Source organism: Aggregatibacter sp., assembly GCF_057314075.1.
In genome coordinates this window covers 155,223-175,902 of record NZ_DBHLAR010000005.1, presented here as the reverse complement: position 1 = coordinate 175,902, position 20,680 = coordinate 155,223, and the positions used below count along the sequence as shown (strand labels likewise).

At 41.5% G+C, this 20,680-nt stretch carries 11 protein-coding genes; 7 read left to right on the top strand and 4 right to left on the bottom strand.

The window, feature by feature from the left end; translation table 11 throughout:
* Nucleotides 1-27: 27 nt before the first annotated feature.
* The 3 genes from ACO5E4_RS04300 to modD all read left to right on the top strand — a co-directional run bounded on the left by ACO5E4_RS04300 (nucleotide 28) and on the right by modD (nucleotide 4,808).
* Nucleotides 28-1,737, top strand: coding sequence for a DUF262 domain-containing protein (locus ACO5E4_RS04300; RefSeq protein WP_485862185.1), 1,710 nt, complete (start codon nucleotides 28-30; stop codon nucleotides 1,735-1,737).
* Between the two features lie 77 nt (nucleotides 1,738-1,814).
* Nucleotides 1,815-3,866, top strand: a complete 2,052-nt coding sequence (locus tag ACO5E4_RS04295) for an AAA family ATPase (protein ID WP_485862184.1) — start codon at nucleotides 1,815-1,817, stop codon at nucleotides 3,864-3,866.
* Nucleotides 3,867-3,959: 93 nt separating this feature from the next.
* Entirely contained in the window at nucleotides 3,960-4,808 is an 849-nt protein-coding gene (modD, locus tag ACO5E4_RS04290; protein WP_485862183.1) for a ModD protein, read from the top strand.
* Nucleotides 4,809-4,874: 66 nt separating this feature from the next.
* On the opposite strand, the gene ACO5E4_RS04285 is transcribed toward modD, so the two are convergent.
* Nucleotides 4,875-5,210: a hypothetical protein gene (locus tag ACO5E4_RS04285; protein WP_314953402.1), complete on the bottom strand. Its 336-nt coding sequence runs from the start codon at nucleotides 5,208-5,210 to the stop codon at nucleotides 4,875-4,877.
* A 211-nt stretch (nucleotides 5,211-5,421) separates the two neighbouring features.
* On the opposite strand from ACO5E4_RS04285, the gene tldD reads away from it, so the two are divergent.
* The 4 genes from tldD to pbpC all read left to right on the top strand — a co-directional run bounded on the left by tldD (nucleotide 5,422) and on the right by pbpC (nucleotide 16,309).
* Nucleotides 5,422-6,870, top strand: coding sequence for a metalloprotease TldD (tldD, locus tag ACO5E4_RS04280; RefSeq protein WP_485862182.1), 1,449 nt, complete (start codon nucleotides 5,422-5,424; stop codon nucleotides 6,868-6,870).
* A gap of 52 nt (nucleotides 6,871-6,922) precedes the next feature.
* Nucleotides 6,923-12,682 (top strand): alpha-2-macroglobulin family protein, encoded by a 5,760-nt coding sequence (locus tag ACO5E4_RS04275; RefSeq protein WP_485862181.1) that lies wholly within the window; start codon nucleotides 6,923-6,925, stop codon nucleotides 12,680-12,682.
* A 150-nt stretch (nucleotides 12,683-12,832) separates the two neighbouring features.
* Nucleotides 12,833-13,846, top strand: a complete 1,014-nt coding sequence (locus tag ACO5E4_RS04270; RefSeq protein WP_314953411.1) for a YeiH family putative sulfate export transporter — start codon at nucleotides 12,833-12,835, stop codon at nucleotides 13,844-13,846.
* A 105-nt stretch (nucleotides 13,847-13,951) separates the two neighbouring features.
* Entirely contained in the window at nucleotides 13,952-16,309 is a 2,358-nt protein-coding gene (gene pbpC / locus ACO5E4_RS04265) for a penicillin-binding protein 1C (protein ID WP_485862180.1), read from the top strand.
* A 74-nt stretch (nucleotides 16,310-16,383) separates the two neighbouring features.
* Here the strand turns inward: pbpC and ACO5E4_RS04260 are convergent, their stop codons facing one another.
* The 3 genes from ACO5E4_RS04260 to ACO5E4_RS04250 all read right to left on the bottom strand — a co-directional run bounded on the left by ACO5E4_RS04260 (nucleotide 16,384) and on the right by ACO5E4_RS04250 (nucleotide 20,647).
* On the bottom strand, nucleotides 16,384-19,137 hold the full coding sequence (locus tag ACO5E4_RS04260) for a hypothetical protein (RefSeq protein WP_485862179.1): 2,754 nt from the start codon (nucleotides 19,135-19,137) through the stop codon (nucleotides 16,384-16,386).
* A gap of 230 nt (nucleotides 19,138-19,367) precedes the next feature.
* Nucleotides 19,368-19,514 (bottom strand): putative periplasmic lipoprotein, encoded by a 147-nt coding sequence (locus tag ACO5E4_RS04255; RefSeq protein WP_006717498.1) that lies wholly within the window; start codon nucleotides 19,512-19,514, stop codon nucleotides 19,368-19,370.
* 182 nt (nucleotides 19,515-19,696) lie between these two features.
* Nucleotides 19,697-20,647: a ribose-phosphate pyrophosphokinase gene (locus tag ACO5E4_RS04250; RefSeq protein WP_006717500.1), complete on the bottom strand. Its 951-nt coding sequence runs from the start codon at nucleotides 20,645-20,647 to the stop codon at nucleotides 19,697-19,699.
* Nucleotides 20,648-20,680: the final 33 nt, after the last annotated feature.

Below are 20,680 nucleotides of genomic sequence, written 5' to 3'. Positions count from 1 at the left end.
CCTATCTACTTAACCAACGGAGGTAATATGAGTAGTCAAGATTATGCAATCAGAGGCGAGGCATTCAAGCTAAGTAAAGTATTTAGTTCAGATTTTCAATATTTAATTCCAAACTATCAACGTCCATATTCTTGGGGGATTGAAAATATTGAGCAATTATTTGATGATTTATATGAGTTCTTTCAAAGAAAAACAGAGGAAACTTATTTTTTAGGTAGTATTGTTGTAATTAAACAAGATGGTAGCCCTAAATCAGAGATTATTGATGGACAACAACGTATTACGAGTTTAACTATTTTATTTTCAGTTTTAGCAAGTTTTTTAACCAAAGGTAGTCTGGACCGAAAAGACGTTGAGGAATGTATTAAACAACCGGAAGTAAGACTAAAAAATATCCCTGCGGAGGCTAGATTAATTTTACGCGATCGTGATTATTATTTTTTTAGAGATTATATTCAAGATGTAAGACTCGATGATTTAATAAGTAGTAATATTGATGTTGTTTGTAAAACAGATGCTCAAAGAAATATTTATAACAATACATCAGCACTCATTAAAAGAGTAAAAAACAAATTTAATGATAATGAGAGCGCTATTTTTGAGTTTTGTCAATTTCTTGTCGAAAAATGCTGTGTTGTGATTGTTTCAACACCTAATAAAAAATCGGCGTTTCGTATTTTTTCTGTGATGAATAACAGAGGGATGAATTTATTGCTTAGTGATATTCTTAAATCAGATTTAATAGGGAGTTTAAATAGTAAACAGGATGAATATACAGATAAATGGGAAAGTTTAGAACAAGATTTAGGACGATCTAGATTCAATGAATTATTTGGACATATTCGCATGATTTATATAAAGGAAAAAGCAAAGGAAAGTGTACTAGACGAACTTCAAGAAAAAGTTTTTCCTAAAATTAGTAGTATAAGTGATTTTATTGATAATGAACTTACAAGTTATGCAGATAATTTTAATATATTAAAATCACAGAATTACAAAGCAGAAAAATTTGGTAATAAAATTAACAGATATTTATTTTGGTTAAACAAAGCTAATTTTTCTGAGTGGATTCCTGTGGCGATTAGATTTTTGCATGCTAAACCTACAGAACAACTTGCTTATGATTTTTTTAAATATCTAGATTGTTTAACTTCTTATTTTTATTTAAGTGCTAAAAATGTTAATGATCGGATTTATCGCTTTGGAGATATATTGAAACAGTTAGAGAATGATTTGGATTGTTCTAAAGAATTAAAGATTCCAAATAAATTATATTTAACAGATGAGGAAAAACAAGAGTTTAAATTATTACTTGATGGAAATGTTTATCAATTAGTGGCACCTAGACGAAATTATTTAATTTTACGAATGGATTCAATGATTAGTGATGGCGCTGCAACATATAATCTGCAGAAAGACTCTTTGACAATTGAACATGTATTACCTCAAACAATTAAAGAGGATAGCCAATGGAGTTATTGGTGGGATGAGGAAAAACATAAATTGTGGGTACACCGTCTAGCTAATTTAGTGCCGCTAAATAGAAGACGTAATTCTTCAGCAAGTAATTTGGAATTTAAGGATAAAAAAGAGAAATATTTTAAAGGAAATAATAATGTTTCATCTTATGCTTTAACTACACAAGTTTTAGACATTGAAAAATGGACTCCAGAAATCGTTGAGCAAAGACAGGAAAATCTATTGTCTAGAGTTTATGAAGTATGGGAATTAATTTAGAAACTCATTCCTAGCGACACCTTTTGTCGCACTCCTCACTAAAATACTCCTTACTAACCTAGTAAGGAGTATTTTTTATGTCCGAATATAAATTAAACCCACCGACAGTGTCTTCTTATACTGAAAATATGATGCTTAAAGTTTTATTTGAGCATAAAGGTTTTTCCGAAGTGTTTCGGGAGACTAGCTGGCGAAGTGATGAAATTGCCAGTGCGTTTGGGCTGCCTGAAGAATTAGAGAATGATAAAAATTTACGCACGGTTGCTCGTCGGCTTTTAAAGGAGCGGTATAAAACACTCCAAAAATCCACCGCACTTTTACCGGAGTTATGGAAACAGGCGTATGAAAATTTGGCAACGTTGGCAGAATTTTTGCAACTGAATCCCGTTGAACAGGAACTTCTCCGCTTTGCCATGCATTTACGTAGTGAAGGAGCTATGCGAGATTTGTTTGGCTACTTGCCGAAATCGGATTTACAAAGAACGGCTGCGATCATGGCGGATTTACTTAAACAGCCGAAAAATCAGATTCTATCTGCCTTAAAGAAAGGCAGTAAACTCGATGCTTATGGCCTGATTGATCGCGATTATCGCCCCGATAGTGTGCATGATTATTTAGATTGGGGCGAAACCTTAGATTTTGATGAATTTGTGACACAACCATTAAACGAAAATGTCCTATTAAAATCTTGTACGGAAGTCGCTCAAGTGCCAAGTTTGCAACTGGATGATTTTGCCCATATTGCCGGCATGAAAGAGATGATGTTGACCTATTTGCAACAAGCACTAAAACATCATCAGAAAGGCGTGAATCTTTTAATTTATGGCGTGCCTGGCACCGGTAAAACTGAATTTGCCGGGTTGCTTGCTCAGGCATTGGAGATTTCGGCGTATAACATTACTTACATGGATTCTGACGGTGATGTTGTGAAGGCAGAGCAACGTTTGAATTACAGTCGTCTTGCTCAAACGTTATTGAACGGCAAACAGGCACTTTTAATTTTTGATGAAATTGAAGATGTGTTTAACGGCTCGTTTATGGAGCGTTCTGTTGCACAAAAAAATAAAGCGTGGACAAATCAGTTGTTGGAGAATAATAACGTGCCGATGATTTGGTTATCCAATTCGGTACACAGCATAGATGCGGCTTTTTTGCGTCGCTTTGATTTTGTGTTTGAAATGCCGGATTTACCGTTAAAAAATAAATCGGCGTTAATTTCGCAGCTGGCAGGCGGTAAATTAACGGCGGAATATGTGCAGCATTTTGCCAAAGTGCGGTCACTTTCACCGGCTATTTTAACGCGTGTATTCAATGTGGCAAATGCGGTTGATAACGGCAAAAAAGCCTTTTCTGAGGTCTTGCTGACGCTATTTAATGAAGCCTTACAGGCACAAGGTAAAAAGAAAATTGAGCCGTTGGTGGAAAGTAAACTGAGTTATCAGCTTGAGTGGGTTTCCTGCAATGAAAATATTCATAAAATCAGTGAGGGATTAGTGAGAACCAAGAAAGGTCGAATTTGTTGTTATGGCCCACCGGGCACAGGGAAAACCGCTTGGGCAGGTTGGCTTGCCGAGCAGTTAGATATGCCGTTGTTGCTGTGCAAAGGATCTGATTTGCTCGATCCTTATGTTGGCGGAACAGAACAAAAAATTGCGGAGGCATTTGAATCGGCGAAGCGTGATAATTGTTTGTTGGTGCTGGACGAAGTGGATACGTTCTTATTTTCACGCGACGGTGCGGAACGTAGTTGGGAACGTTCTCAAGTCAATGAGATGTTGACGCAAATTGAGCGTTTTGAAGGCATAATGGTGGTTTCAACGAATTTAATGAATGTGCTGGATCCGGCAGCATTACGGCGTTTTGATTTAAAGCTAAAATTTGATTATTTAACGCCTCAGCAGCGGTTAGATTTTGCTAAACAACAAGCGGAAAAATTGAATTTGGGCGCATGGGATGAACCCCATTCAAAACGTATCCTTGAGCTGAATTTACTCACGCCGGGCGATTTTGCTGCTGTTGCCAGACGACACAATTTTTCACACTTTGAGAATCTAGAAGAGTGGTTAGATGCATTGCGTAGTGAATGTCTTGTGAAACCGGAATTTTTCTGCAAAAAGGTCGGTTTTTAATCGTTGCTATATTTTGATTTATATAGACAATATGCTGAAAGCCGTTATTGGGCTGCCCAATTACCTTTAGGGCGATTTATTTAAGGAGAACACATGATTTATTTTTCAGACAAAGAATTAGACGATTTTTTATTGGAGGATATTTATCGTGGCGATTTGACGACCCGCGCGCTCGGTTTGGACAACGTGCCGGCGAGGATTTTATTTAAGCGTAAAAATGCCGGTACTGTGGCAGGAATTCGCGTGGCAGAAAAATTGCTGAGAAAATTGGATATTGAACCGCAGGTTTATGTGCAAGAAGGTGAAACCGTTGACGCCGGAACGGTGCTGTTAAGTGCGGTGGCTTCCGGCGACAAATTACATCAGGCATGGAAAGTGGTTCAGTTGGTGTTGGAGTGGTCCTGTGGTGTGGCGCAATACACGGCGGACATGATCGCTAATGCCAAAGCCATTCATCCTCATGCAGTAGTGGCTTGCACCCGCAAAAGCATTCCGAATACCCGAAAGTTAGCGACCAATGCGGTGTTGGCGGCGGGCGGGCATATTCATCGCCAAGGCATGAGTGAAACGTTGCTGGTGTTTACCAATCATCGCAACTTGCTTGCGGAACCCGATAATTGGACGGCAATTGTGGAATGTTTAAGACGGGAAGCGCCGGAAAATAAAATTACCTTGGAAGCGGATAATTTCAGTCAATTTGAACAAATGTTAGATGCCGAACCGGATATTATTCAGTTGGATAAATGGTCGGTGGATGACGTGAAGCACGCATTGTCTTTGGTAGCGGCAAGTGGCAAAAAAATCATCCTGTCTGTTGCGGGCGGAGTAAATAAAAATAATGTGGCGGATTATGCCAAGTTGGGTATTCATTTATTTATCACCTCCGCCCCTTATTACGCCCCACCGGAAGATATTAAAGTGGTGATTGAACGGCAGTCTTAAAAAACACGGCGAAAAACGACCGCACTTTTCGATTAAAAGTCCTATTCTGTATTCACGCTGTGGCGGTTAAATGCAACCGCCGCAACTGCCACAACGCCAGTCTTCCGGATTCACCGCTTGATAAAATGCGCGCATGTAGTCTTCTTCCAAGGGAATGTTGTATTGAATAAATAAATCCGACAGCCAATCCATGTTGGCTAAAATCCAGTCGCTTTCATCCAAGCCTTCTAAATAAAGCTCATCTTCGGGATCAATAAAATTATAGATATTTCTGGTGCCCATATCTTTATCACGGCGTTCAGTGGGGAGGACGAGAGGTATGCCGTTATAGCGAATATCCCAATGTCCTAAGCAGAGCGTATGCCCTTTTGCCGTCCATTCGGCTTTAAATGGATTTTGCATAACCGGTTACTTAATTGGAAAAATAAGGCGTTTAGTATAATCCCCTACAAGAAATGAGCCATACTACAAAGTTGGTAATCCGACTGTTCGGCTGAAAAAATAGAACGACACCAATCAGATCAAAAAGTAATTAGCCTTTCCCAGAGAGCGCGAATTCGCTATAATTTGCATATTTTTTATCAATCTATTTTTCGATATAAGTAAATATTTCATGTTAAAACAAGTCACCGAGTCTTTATTAACCCGCAGTCATTTGGCGTTATCCGATTTATCCAACGTATTTGATACGTTAGCGCAACGCAACTTAGATTATGGCGATTTATATTTTCAGCTGAGTCAGGATGAAAATTGGGTATTAGAAGACGGGATTATTAAAGAAGGCGGATTTCATATTGATCGCGGCGTAGGCGTGCGTGCAGTCAGTGGCGAGAAAACCGGTTTTGCCTATTCTGACCAAATTAATTTAGCCAATTTGCAACAATGCGCACAGGCAGTGCGTGGTATTGCGCAACCTTCTCAGTGTAATTTTATTCTGCCTGTTAGATTTAATCCGGTGGACGCACCGTTGCGTTATCAACCCATTAATCCGTTATATAGCTTAAGCCAAGAGCAAAAAATTGAATTATTACGCTTAGTGGACAGAACTGCCCGCGCGGAAGACCCACGAGTGGTGCAGGTGAATGCCGGCTTGAGCATGGTGTATGAAGAAATGTTGGTGGCAGCCACTGACGGCACGTTGGCAGCAGATATTCGCCCACTCATTCGTTTATCGGTTTCCGTGTTGGTAGAACAAGACGGTAAGCGTGAGCGTGGCAGTGCGGGCGCAGGCGGTCGTTTCGGTTTGGAATGGTTCTTTGAGAGCTATCAAGGTGAGCAAAGAGCGGTCTATTTTGCGAAAGAATCGGTGCGTCAAGCATTGGTGAATTTAGGCGCGGTGGCGGCACCGGCAGGATTAATGCCGGTGGTGTTAGGCGCCGGTTGGCCGGGGGTGTTATTACACGAAGCGGTTGGGCACGGCTTAGAGGGCGATTTTAATCGTAAAGAAAGTTCATTATTTACCGGCAAAATCGGCGAATTAGTCACATCGCCGTTATGCACGATTGTGGATGATGGTACCTTAATGGATCGCCGAGGCTCAGTCACCGTGGATGACGAGGGCGTGCCAGGTCAATATAACGTATTGATTAAAGACGGTATTTTGCAGAAATACATGCAAGATAAAATGAATGCCCGTTTGATGGGCGTGCAACCGACAGGCAATGGACGTCGTGAATCCTATGCCCATTTGCCAATGCCACGCATGACCAATACTTATATGTTGGCAGGCAAAGATAAATTTGAGGATTTAGTGGCGTCCGTAGAACACGGCATTTTTGCACCGCACTTTGGTGGCGGCCAAGTGGATATTACCTCCGGCAAATTCGTGTTCTCTACTTCAGAAGCTTATTTGATCGAAAAAGGCAAAATCACCAAGCCGGTGAAGGGCGCAACCTTAATCGGTAGTGGTATTGAAGTGATGCAAAATGTGTCCATGGTTGCCGATGAAGTGGCATTGGATCATGGTGTTGGGACTTGTGGTAAAGAAGGACAAAGCGTGCCGGTAGGCGTAGGGCAACCGGCATTGAAAATCGATCAAATTACCGTAGGCGGAACGAATTAATGATAATGGTAAATAACAGCGTCAATTTTAACGTTAATCAAGGGAGTATCTGATGCAAGGCAAAGTAAAATTTTCAGTGCTTGGTGCACTCGTATTAGCCATAGCAGCCGGTGGTGGCAGTTATTGGTATCAGCAGCAAAAGGGAAATGAAAACAATGCGGTTCACGTGAAATTTAATCCCATTGAACCAACCTATTACGGGGAAGAAGGCGCATCAAATACCATTTATCCGCTGAATATTGAATTTAATGGTGCTGCCGCACCGATTGATAAACTGAAGTCTGAGATCACGCAAGGCATTAAAATGGAACCTGCCCTTGAAGGGAAATGGGTTTGGTCGAGTGATAATTTACTGAGTTTTACGCCCGCACAGGATTGGCCAACTGGGCAAGAATATAAAATCACGTTAGATAAAACGGCATTAAACCCAGGATTAACCTATGCGAAATCAGTCACCACGCCTCATTCTGTGAAAACCCAGCCTTTTAGTGTTGTCGACTCCGATGCGGACTTTTATCAGGATCCGAATGTCTTTCATGTTCGTCATGCGTTAACGCATTTGGTGTTTTCTAATCCGGTTGATCCTAAGGCATTAGAAAGTGCGGTTGAAGTAAATTTAGTTCGCAAAAATCAGGATCAATCGCTTAATTTGATTAATCCGTTGAAATTTAAGATTCGTTATTCCGACAATAAATTGGAAGCGTGGATCAGCTCGGATGACCTGTCTTTATCGACCCAACCGAATCAATTTGTGCAAACCAAAATTAGCCAAACCTTGCGGGCGAAGACCGGTGTGAATACCTTAGAAAAAGACATCACCAAACTCGTGCCGGTGCCGACGAAATATAGTCTGCAAAACGAGGATAATAGTTTTAAGGTTATTAACAATCAGCAAAATGAAGCAGAACAGGTTCTAACCTTTAATTTCAACTATGGCGTGAAAGGCAAAGACATTGCCGAGAATCTTATTGCGATCTTATTACCGACATTACCCGAAGGACAAAGTTGGGAATCGGAAAAATTAACGGAAGCGGCTGTTAGACGTGGCGAACGTGTTCAACCGGAATTAATTCCAAGCGAACATCCTTACTCAGCGCAACAATCTTTCCGTTTTGATATTCCGGAAGGGCGTTGCCTTTATTTGCAACTGAATAACAAATTCACAGCCTTGGGCGGTTATCAACTGAAAAAACCGATTGGCAGCTTAGAATGTGCGCCGAATTATCCGACTTATGTCGGCTTTGTGGGAAAAGGTTCTTTATTGTCTCAATATGGTGACGGCAAATTAACCCTTGCTGTACGTAACGCTGACAGTGTGCAACTGGATATTGGCCGCGTACAGGCTGAGCAACTTCGTCATGTGGCAAATTTAAATAGCAACAATTTCCAAAAACCGGATTTAGGTAATTTGAAATTTGACGATATTGCTACGTTTAAAACGGAAACCCTTACTGTAGCTAACGATAATCCACGTAAATCAGATTATCTCAGCGTAGATTTATCGCAAAAAGGTTTGCCGAAACAAGGGATCTTCTGGGTGAAAGCAAGTGCGGTTTCTTCTGGCAGTGAATCTGATGGCGATAATTTAAAAGATAGTAAAGATGAAGATGGCTATTATTATTGGAATTCCGATCCGGATTCGCAAACCAGTGATTACCGTTTAATTGTGTTGACGGATTTAGGCATTATTGCGAAAAAAGCCGCAGATGGGACACAATCTGTTTTCGTGCAATCGATTGCCAGTGGTGCACCGGTGTCGAATGCGTTGGTGAAAGTTATTTCCCGTAATAACACCGTGATCGCCAGCCAATTTACCAATAAACTTGGGGTCGCTCAGCTTCCATCTTTAGAGAATTTCAAGCAAGAACTTGAACCGGTTATGTATTTAGTCACACGTGGGCAAGATCAGTCTTTCCTACCGATTGATAAATCAGACCGCACTTTAGATTTTTCCCGTTTTGATATTCGGGGTCAGGAAATTTCGCCGGAAAAAAACGCCATTAAGACCTTCTTGTTTAATGATCGAGGTATTTATCGCCCCGGTGAGTCCGTGTATATCGGCATGATCAGCAAGGCGTTGGATTGGAAAAAATCCTTGGCCAATGTGCCACTCACTTTAGAAATCACGTCACCATCCGGTAAAACCCAATGGCAAAAAACAATCCGAGTGAGTGAAAGTGGTTTTAATGATTTGACTTATCCGTTGTCGGAAAATGCAGAAACCGGTGAATGGACGGCACATATTTTAATTGGTCAACAGCAAGAACAAATTGATGTTGGTTCTATGACGTTCCAAGTGCAGGAATTTGAACCGGATACGTTGAAAATCAATACGATGTTTAATCGTAGCCAACAAGCCGGTTGGGTTTCTCCGCAGGATTTAAAGGCGACCATCCATTTAACAAATTTATTTGGTATGCCGGCGCAAAAACGCCGGGTGAGTGCAAACATCATGTTGCATTCTCTCTTCCCGAGTTTTCCTGAATACAAGAATTATCAGTTCTATGATAATCAACGCAATAAAAATGCGATTTTGTTGGAAACCGAATTACAGGATCAAACCACGGATAACAACGGTGATGCCGTTTTTGCCTTGAATTTAGCGCAAGAAGCGGAAAATACCGTACAAATGTTGTATTTCACAGCGGACGGCTATGAAAATAACAGCGGTCGTGGCGTATCCAAAGTGCAATCGGTGTTAGTTTCTGCGCAACCTTGGTTAGTGGGTTACAGCAGTGCACAAGACTTGAATTATTTAAGAGAAAACGGCGTAAGTCAGGTGAACTTAATTGCGATTAATCCAAGTCTGCAAAAAATTTCCGTGCAAGGGCTAAGTGCGGTCTTAATGGAGCGTAAATATGTTTCCGTGCTAACCGAACAACGTTCCGGTGCTTATAAGTACGAATCTAAACTGGTAGAAAATCAAATTGATGAAAAACCGTTGGATATTGATCAAAATGGGTCTGATTTTGCTTTAAACACTGAACGCAGTGGTGATTTTGTACTGGTCATTAATAACCAATACGGTGAAACCGTCAATCGCATTCCTTATACGGTGATTGGCAACAGCAACGTCTCTGTCGCCATGGATAAAAACACTGAACTTAAATTGAACTTGAACAAAAAACAATTTATGCCGGGTGAAGAAATCGAGGTGGCAATTAATGCACCTTATGCGGGGAGCGGATTAATCACCATTGAACGTGATCGTGTATATGCCCATCAATGGTTTAAATCCACGACTAACCGTTCTGTACAAAAAATCAGAATTCCTGAGAATTTTGAGGGAAGTGGTTATATTAACGTGCAATTCTCTCGTGATATGCAATCTGATGATATTTTCACTAGCCCGCTAAGTTATGGCGTTGCGCCGTTTAGCGTCAATGTGGATAACCATCGTTTGAATGTGACGTTAAATGTACCGCAGCAAGTGAAGTCCGGTGATAAAGTGCAGTTTACGTTATCTTCCGATAAACCAAGTAAAGCAGTAATTTATGCGGTAAATGAAGGCATCTTGCAAGTGGCTGGTCATAAACAAGAAGATCCGTTGAAGTTTTTCTTCCCGAAATATGCCCTTCAAGTGGAAACGTTGCAGATTTTGGATTTGATTTTGCCGGAATTTCGTAAAGTATTGCAGTTTGCACAAACCGGTGGTGACTCGGAAGAAGTGGCAATGTTGGCAAAAGCCTTAGCGGCCAATACCAATCCATTTAAACGTAAAACCGATAAACCGGCAGTGTTCTGGTCAAATATTGTGGATGTGGATGGAAGCAAAACGGTAACTTACCAAATTCCACCGGGCTTTAATGGTAATTTAAAAGTCATGGCGGTTGCCGTAACAAATGACGGTTCACAGATGAATATCGCACAAGCGGAAACCTTGGTGCGTGACGACATGATTTTATCGCCAAGTGCGCCGATAACCTTGGCACCGAATGATGAAAGTAAAGTCAGTTTGACCGTTTCGAATAATACGAAGAGTAAACAAAATGTGCTTGTTCAGCTCAATGTTGCACCGCAATTCCAAGTATTAAGTAATGCGCAAACCTCCATTGTATTAGCCCCGATGAGCGAAGGCGTGGTGGATTTCCAATTAAAAGCAACAGATTTGCTTGGTAGCGGCATTTTATATTTTACCGCGGCTTACTTAGATGAACAGCAACAACCGGTACAGGTTGAACGCAAATATGGTATTTCCGTGCGTCCATTAACGGCGAAACAGCAATTCATCAAAGTGGGTGATGTGGCGGCAAATCAACAGGTACAAGGCGAATTACCTAATCTCTTGTTCCCACAACGCCGTGAGCAATATGCGCTAATTTCTTCCGCCCCGTTAGCCTTAGCGAAAGGTATCACAAGTTATTTAGGCAACTATGACAACTTGTGTACGGAACAAATTATCAGTGCGGCAATGCCTAATCTGTTATTGGCAAATAATCCTGAGTATCAAAGTTTACTTGGCGTTTTATCACAAGCGGGCGACAAGCAGGCTATTGAAGCCACTAAACAGCAATTACACAACAATTTGAATCGTGTCTTTAGTTTATTACCGGCACGCCAAACTGAGAACGAAGGCTTTGGCGTATGGTCCGGTTTAGATGAAGAAGATGCATTCTTAACGGCTTATGTGGCGCATTTCTTCATTGAAGCGCAAGAGCACAACGTGCAATTACCGGCAGCATGGGTCGCACCAAACGGCTTGTTTAATCAAACTATTGCGGCATTAGAACGTTTAAGTCGTCCGGAAAGTGAAGATGATTTAGCCATGTTGCGTCAACGCGCTTATGCGACCTACTTATTGGCGCGTTTAGGTCAAGTGCCAAGCGACAGCTTAATGTCTATCCGTAGTCTATTGGAGCGTCATTTCAAAGCGGAAGAATGGCAATCTGATTTAACAACGGCTTGGTTGGCTGGTGCCTATCAGTTGGTGAAACAGGAAGAAGATGCAAACACGCTGATGAACAATCTGATGGCAAACTTTGCTCATCCGCAGGCAAAAAACGAATGGTTCTACCGCGATTATTTAGATCCGTTGATTGAGAAAAGTTCGGTGTTGTATGTGTTGTCACACCATTTCCCGAAACAGGCGGCACTATTGTCTAACGGATTGTTTGAAGGCATTGTGCAAGATTTAAATGACGACCGTTATAACAGCTTGTCTTCCGCAATGGTGCTTTTAGCGTTAGAGGCTTACGGTAAGCAATACCCTGACCAACTTGAAAAATTACATATTCAACAAGAAGGTCAAAATATCGGCAGAGTACAAGGCGCTTTTGTGTTAGCCAATATCAATGCAGACAAAGCAACGCTTAACTTTGTTAACCAAAGTACGCAAAGAGCCTGGTATGCTATTAGCCAATCCGGCTATGTACAACAACCGTCTGCTGAGGCCATTAAAAACGGCGTTGAAATCGACCGCACTTACTTAGATAAAGACGGCAAACCGGTGACTTCCGTGAAACTTGGCGACATCATTAACGTACAAGTCAATGTGCGTTCATTGCAAAATGTGCAAGACAACATGGTGATTACCGACCTTTATCCGGCTGGATTTGAAGTGGTAACGGGGAATGGTGACATGAGCGCACAAGAGGAAACTCAACAACGTTTTAACTGGGTACACCGTGATTTGCGTGAAGACCGTATGTTGAGCTACGGTTCCGTGGGAGAGACCACCACCGTCATTCAATATCAATTAAAAGCAGTGAACGTGGGTAAATTCAAAATTCCACAGGCTTATGCAGAAAACATGTATAACCGTGCGGTTAATGCCCAATCTGCTGCGAAAGGGGATATTGAAGTGATTCAATAATCGCTTAAAAAAGAAAAAACTCTCCCTCGTTTGACGGAGAGTTTTTTATTGCGAACGGTTTACAAGCCCTAAAGTGCGGTCAGAATCAACTGCATTTTTCGCTGTTCTCAGCGTATAATGAAGCCTCATTTCCCTTTCATGACAAATCAAATGAAAAATCGATCATTCTATTTCGGGCTTATTTGTGTGGCATTTTTAGCATTTATCGCACAACAAATAAGTCAAACACCATTTGCTCAGCAGGCGCATTTAAGCGCGCTTATTATTGCCATTTTGCTGGGGATGCTCTTTGGTAATAGTGTTTATAAACGTTATGAAAGCCATATTGAAAAAGGCGTTTTGTTTGCTAAAGGACAGATTTTACGTGCCGGGATCGTGTTGTATGGTTTTCGAATCACGTTGCAAGATATTACTGACGTGGGAATAAACGCAATTCTGACCGATGGCCTGATGTTACTTTCTACTTTTTTGCTCACCTGTATTATTGGTATTCGTTATCTGAAAATGGATAAACAACTTGTTTATCTCACGGCTTCCGGTTGCAGTATTTGTGGTGCAGCTGCCGTGATGGCCGCCGCACCGGTAACAAAGGCAGAATCGCATAAAGTGTCGGTGGCGATTGCGGTGGTGGTGATCTTCGGCACGCTCTCCATTTTTTTGTATCCGCTTTTTTATCCTTGGCTCAGCACATTAATGACACCATACCAATTCGGTATTTATGTGGGCTCTAGCGTGCATGAAGTGGCGCAGGTTTATGCCATTGGCGGCAACATTAGCCCTGTCGTCGCAGATACAGCGGTGATCACGAAAATGATTCGGGTCATGATGTTGGCCCCTTTCTTATTGGGATTGTCTTGGCTTTTGACTAAAGATGCGCAAGCAGGAGCGTCACGGAAAATTACTATTCCATGGTTTGCGCTTTGGTTTATTGCTGTTGCAGTGTTCAATTCGTTTAATTTGTTGCCACAAGCGTTAGTAAAATGTTTGGTTGAGCTTGATACGTTTCTGCTTGTTTCTGCGATGGCCGCGTTGGGGTTAACAACGCATATCGGTGCAATTAAACAGGCCGGTTTTAAGCCGTTGATTCTCGGTACCTTGGTTTACCTTTGGTTAATTGTCGGAGGTTTGTTAGTCAACTATGAAGCGGGGCTCTTTTTGTCATAGACAGAAAAGGAATTTAATTCGTAAGTTAAGTAAAAAGGGCGGGGGTGTTTTAGCGATAAAACACATTGAAAATCTACCGCACTTTTTTAGTCATGTTTGATGGTTATGTCACAGAAATTTCGTCAATGCTTGTATGTTGTTTTATGCGGTTTATTCGTTACGGCCGTAGTGGTTCATTTTTTACCTCATGAGCCTTTGAAACAACGTTTTCCCTATTCCGTTGCAGTGTATGACGAACAGCAGAATTTATTACGCCTAACAACAGCAAAAGATCAGAAATATCGCCTGTGGACGCCATTAGAAGAACTCTCGCCACAATTAGTGGATGCCGTACTTTTTCAGGAAGATGAATGGTTTTATTATCATTTTGGGGTAAACCCTTACGGCTTGTTGCGTGGCGCGGCACAAACCTATCTGTTAGGTGGCTCACCGCAGGGCGGTTCTACCATCACCATGCAATTGGCGCGGATTCTATGGAATATTGACAGCCGCAGTATCCACGGGAAAATTGAGCAAATTTTCCGTGCTGTTCAATTAGAATTGCAATATTCCAAACAGGATATTTTAGAAGCCTATTTCAACTTTGCGCCTTATGGTCGGAACATTGAAGGTGCCGGGACGGCAAGCCTGATTTATTTTAATCGTGCCAACAAAAACTTGAATTTAGCGGAAGCCATGACATTGGCGATTTTGCCGAAAAACCCAAATGGCTACATTCAGCAGAATAATCAACAGCTGAATCCGCAACTGTTTAATGCCCGTAATAAACTGTATGCCCGTTGGGTAGAAACTCATCCGCAAGATCGCCAATGGCAATCCCATTTCAAATTAAATTATCCTTTACGCCCCATTGAAAAACTTCCGTTTTTTGCACCGCACTTTACCGACCAAGTATTGCAACAATATGCGGAAAAAGAGGAAATGCAAAATGGACGCATTGTGACCAGCCTAAACAGTGGATTACAGCGTTTGGTTGAGCGAATTAGCCAGCGTTATTTGCAACAACAAAAAAACTATGGCGTGAATAATCTGGCGGTATTGTTGGTGGATAATCGCACTATGCAAATTAAAGCCTTGGTAGGTTCCGGTGATTATTTTAATCCGCAAATCAGTGGGCAAATTAATGGCACGCTGGCAAAACGTTCTTATGGTTCGACCTTGAAGCCGTTTATTTATGGCTTGGCCTTTGATCAAGGGCTAGCCCACCCGAAAACGATTTTAAAAGATTTACCGACACACTTTGCCGATTATCAGCCGGAAAATTACGAAGGCAATTTTCTTGGACCGGTCAGCGTGACACAGGCGTTATTACAAAGCCGCAATATTCCCGCAGTCGAGATGGCACAACGTCTGAAATATCCTGATCTTTACGATTTGCTGAAAGAAGCGGAGATCGTTTTGCCGAAGGAAAAAGCCCATTATGGGTTGTCTTTGGTATTGGGGGGAGCGGAGCTTTCCTTGCAACAACTGGCAGGCTTATATGCTGCGCTTGCCAATGGGGGAAAATGGCAACCGTTGCAAACCTTGAAAGATGGCTCCTCTGAACAATCTGTCCCGTTATTAAGTCCGGAAAGCAGTTATATGTTAGGCGACATCTTAGCGCAGAATATTCGCACCGATATTTATAACAAAGCCATCAAAACTAAGTTGCCGACTTATTGGAAAACCGGCACCTCCAATGGGTTGCGCGATGCTTGGACGGCGGGCTATTTTGGCCATTACACGTTGGTGGTGTGGTTTGGCAATTTTAACAATAAAAGCAACCCGCACTTTATCGGGCGTCGCCTTGCTGCACCGTTATTTTTACAGCTGGCAGACGCTATTATTGCGCAATCTCCGGCTATGCAAGATCCGCTTAGCCGTGAAAAGTTGACTTTAAAAGATGTACCGGTATGTGCCGCTGACGGCAACTTACCGAATAGACATTGCCAGCAACTTACCAATACTCTTTTTATTCCCGGTAAATCGCCCATTCAGGTGAGCAATATCTATCAGCAGTTACGCGTACGTAAAGGCACGGATATTTTAGCTTGTGCAACAGATCCGCTCGAGGAAACGGAACAAAAAATTTATGAGATCTGGAGCAGTGACTATCAAAAATTGTTTGCTCAAGCCGGAATTATGAAACGTAGCCCGATGGTCAATGCGGAATGCCCTTATGAACAGCAAAATCAATCTTTACAACAGATTACGCATAATCCGTTGAAAATTACCTCACCACTGGAAAATCGGACTTATTTTATTAATGTGAATAGCGTAGAAGACCATATCCCGTTAATTGCCACGACATCAGGCGAAGTTCAGCATCTTTATTGGTTTGTGAATAACGCGTATTTAGGCGAGAGCAGAGCAGATGAAACATTTTTATGGAAACCAACAAATATCGGTACATATCAAATTACCGTTGTTGATGAGGCAGGCTATCGGACGACAATCAATGTGACGGTGAAAATAACTCGCTAGGAAAAAGAAAGTGCGGTCGAATTTCAGGTTGTTTTTAATAAAAAACGCATTGAAATTGAACCGCACTTTTTTAATTAGAATTGATAAGTAAATTCTAGTTTACCATTGGTTTCTTCTCGTTTACCGGTCATGTGCCCAAAGCTGAGGCTGGCTTTTGCAGCCGGTGTGAAGTGATATTTGAAACCGATTTCTCCACCTACGCTTCCCCCTTTAGATGCTTGTTGGAAACCTTCCTCATCTGGCTGAGCTGTAATTTTTGATGCACCATTAAGCTTATAATCAAATTTCAACTTAACAAAAGGTTGAAAGTTACCGGTAAGATAACTTAACTTGGTTTGTGCTTTTAATCGATTTGCATTGATATGAGCAAATTGCACTGTTGTACCTTTGATCTCTGCGCTATCACTGCCCATGCGGGAATAAACATAAGCTAAAGAATTATCTAAGCTGATATGATCGAATGAAAGTTGATGTCCGATAGCAATGCCGGCGCTGTAATATGGCATATCTAAACGGTAGTTGAATCCATTAGTGCCGTTGTTTAGGGTTTTGTTTCTGCCTGCTCTTACAACGCCATCAAAATAGACGTTCTGTGAAACATTAAATCGGGCAAATGCGCCTACGCCATAGGTTCTAATTTTGCCATCAAAGGTAATATTTGTTTGATAACTGTGATAATGACCATGGCCATTTTCAATGAAACCACCATAAACATGGTTTCTAACTTTCATCGCGAGGCCGGCAGAAAGGATTGCTCCTTTCATATCGGTGTCACTATTATCATTGTTAGATTTGAAGCCATTAGCAGAGGCAAAAGCCGTCATTGATTTTTGCTCATTCATGTTTGTGTTGTCGATAGCATCTCGAGTGACATCCCATAATTGACCCACTAATTCAGTGGATAAATGTGCTGCATTGAGTGCTGTTTTAGCATTCGCATTGGCTGTTTTAGATATTAATGTTGCTTTTAAAGCCGTGTTATCACTATTAATATTAAATCCGTAGTTGCCAATCAGCCCTGATTCCATGACATGTTTTTGGATGGAGCTCTCTGTTAGTACTTTCGCATTGTTACTTTTAATGAGATTAATGCTTTCACCCACTTTTAAGTTTAAGGCCCCGGCATTTAGCTGCATGCTGATTTGGCTGTTTCGTAAATCAATGTCTTCGTTTCCGGTTGTTGTGAGAATGCTGCTATTTGCCTGAGCATGACTTGGTAGGTAAAAATTGTAGGCAGAAAAGTTTTTAATATTTTTTACCGTGACATTATTGGAATAAACATTCAAGGTGTTTCCGCTGGTAACATCAGAATTGATGGTGTTGTTTGTGCCGGTTCCGGTGGTGTTTAATCCGCTGATAGAAAGTAATCCACTTCTGAATCCACTTCCGAATCCACCTCCGAATCCACCACTTCCATAAGAATCACTTTCAGCCATACCGCCGGCTAATTCGCCGTCAATTTTGACTTGGTTTTTTAATGTAATGACGTTGTTGGTGGTATGGCTTTCTGTGCCTTTATTATACCCACCATAAACATTACCACCGACATTGGTGTTATCTAACGTAATTGTATTCTGTGCGGCTTGTTTGTTGTACCCATCGTTAATATAACCTCCATAAACATCGCCCTTAACATCCGTATTAGCGATATTAAGGTTATTGTGTGACGCTTCTCCGGAGAGAGTGTAGCCACCATAAACACTCTCAACTTGGGCGCGATAGTGTTTATCTCCATTGATGACAAGTTTACCGTAGCTGGTATTGCTTCCTGCTGATTTTGCAATATAAATATCGCCTTTCACGATGGCCCCTGTAATATTGACTTCATTACCATTGGCGGTAGAAATCGGTCCGCCAAATGTATTTTGACCTTCATTGGTTGCGCCAAACACATTGGCGTTAATGATGGCTTGTTTATTGCTTTCAGATTTGATGGTCACTTTATTGTTATTCGCGTTGCCGTATGCGGCAAATCCACCATATACACCGCTATCGCTTTCATTGCTGCTTTCAACATCAGACCCAATCAGTGTGACTTCATTGTTATTGACGTTTGCCTTGGTGCTTGAAGCACTTTTCCCCCCAATAACGCCACGTGATAGCGATTTTTTATCGCCATTAGATTTGATAGTAACTTTATTACCACTTACTTCTCCTCCTTGGGATTCTCCACCATAAACCCATGAGGCAACAGCGCCTGAAATTTCAACGCTGTTATTTTTAGCCCCTTGTTTACTGAACCAAGTGCGTCCACCGTGAATAACACGGACTTCTGAATTGACAATATTTACGCTGTTTTCATCAGCAACACCATTGCGTGAACTTCCTCCTAAGGCTGTATCAATGGTTGAATCGGTAATATTGAGGCGATTCCCCTTTGCCGTGCCTTTATAAGAATGGCCACCGCGGACATTTAGATCGAAACCTTCGGTAACCTTATTCAGGTTAAGCGTATTTTGGGTCACGTTTCCGCTGTGGGAACCCGCGCTGAAAACGGCTCTCTTTTTAGTGAGTGGTGTATCTTTGATCGTTAAGGTGAAACCATTAATATCAGTGTTTTCGCTGAAATCATTATCACTGATTGCACCAATAATATTCCCTGTTAAAGCGTGCTGTTGAATATTCATTGGATTCAGTTCAGCCTGTTTTCCCTCACCACTGTAATAGTGGAATTTTTGAGCAATAGAGCCATTTTCAATATTGGTACTCAGTTCAGCCCAATCAGCACTTAGTGCTGGAGCGGAACAAAGTACGGCAAGGGCGGTGACGCCAAACTTCATGGCTTTCATGTCATGAGATCTATGAAATCTATTTTTAATTTTTTTCATGGTTCATCCTTGTTTTGCAATGAGATATTACATTAAAGACGTTAAATTGCTTAACGTTATGTATTAATAAATATAACGATAGACCAAGATATATGCTGTGATCGAGATCACAAGCCCGTGTATTTCATGAAGGAAAAAAGCTAGGGTTAAGCCGAATTTTAAGGGGAGATTAAAAGTGCGGTCGAAAAAATAGGTAAATTTTCTACCGCACTTTGAGATAGGATTTGGCGTTAATTATTGATACCCAGTGTTTTGGTGTTTTTATCGAATTTTAAACCGGAGTGAGAACCTTCGGAGCCATTAAAATAAATATCTTTTGGCTGAGAACAGGCGGTGATGGTTAAAATTGCCGTAAAGACTAAAATAAGTTTTTTCATGTGATACCTCTATGTGTCAAAAATATGGCTGTAATTATAGCATGGGAAGGCAGATTTAAGGTGGCGAAACAAGGAAACCAATAATTAAAAGTAGGAATATTGATTTGATATAAAAACAAAAGGCTTAGTTTTCTAAGCCTTTTGTCATTTAAAGTGCGGTTGATTTTATGCGTCTTTTTCGCTTATTCATCAAACATTGCAGAAATGGATTCTTCGTTGCTGATACGGCGAATTGCTTCTGCAAGCATTTTGGATAATGTTAATGAGCGAACTTTACCTAATGCGATAATTTCGTCAGTTAACGGAATGGTGTCTGTTACAACAACTTCGTCTAACGCATCGCTGGCAAGGTTTTTCGCGGCAGAACCTGAGAATACCGCATGTGTAGCGTAAGCGAAGACGCGTTTAGCACCACGTTCTTTTAAGGCTTCAGCCGCTTTGCATAAGGTGCCGCCGGTGTCGATCATGTCATCAACTAAGATACAATCGCGATCTGCTACATCACCAATGATGTGCATTACTTGAGAAACGTTGGCACGTGGACGGCGTTTGTCGATAATCGCCATGTCGGTGTCGTTTAATAATTTTGCCACAGCGCGAGCACGCACCACACCACCGATGTCCGGAGACACAACGATTGGATTCACTAAGTCGGTTTTTTTCAAAATATCATCAATTAATACCGGAGAACCGAATACGTTATCTACCGGCACATCAAAGAAACCTTGGATTTGTTCTGCGTGTAAATCGCAGGTTAACACACGGTCAACGCCAACGCCGGATAAGAAGTCGGCAACCACTTTGGCTGTAATCGGCACCCGCGCAGAACGAACGCGGCGGTCTTGGCGGGCGTAACCGAAATAAGGAATCACGGCAGTAATACGACCGGCAGAAGCGCGACGTAAGGCATCAACCATAACCAATAATTCCATTAAGTTGTCATTTGTTGGCGCACAGGTTGATTGAATAATGAATACATCGCTACCGCGAACATTTTCATTAATTTGCACTTGTACTTCACCATCGCTGAAACGACCAACGGTAGCATCGCTTAATTTCGTTTTTAAGCATATTGAAATGCGTTTGGCGAGTTCCGGTGTTGCGTTACCGGCGAAGAGTTTAATATCAGGCATTGTAAGTTTGACCTCAGGTGTTAGATGATAAAA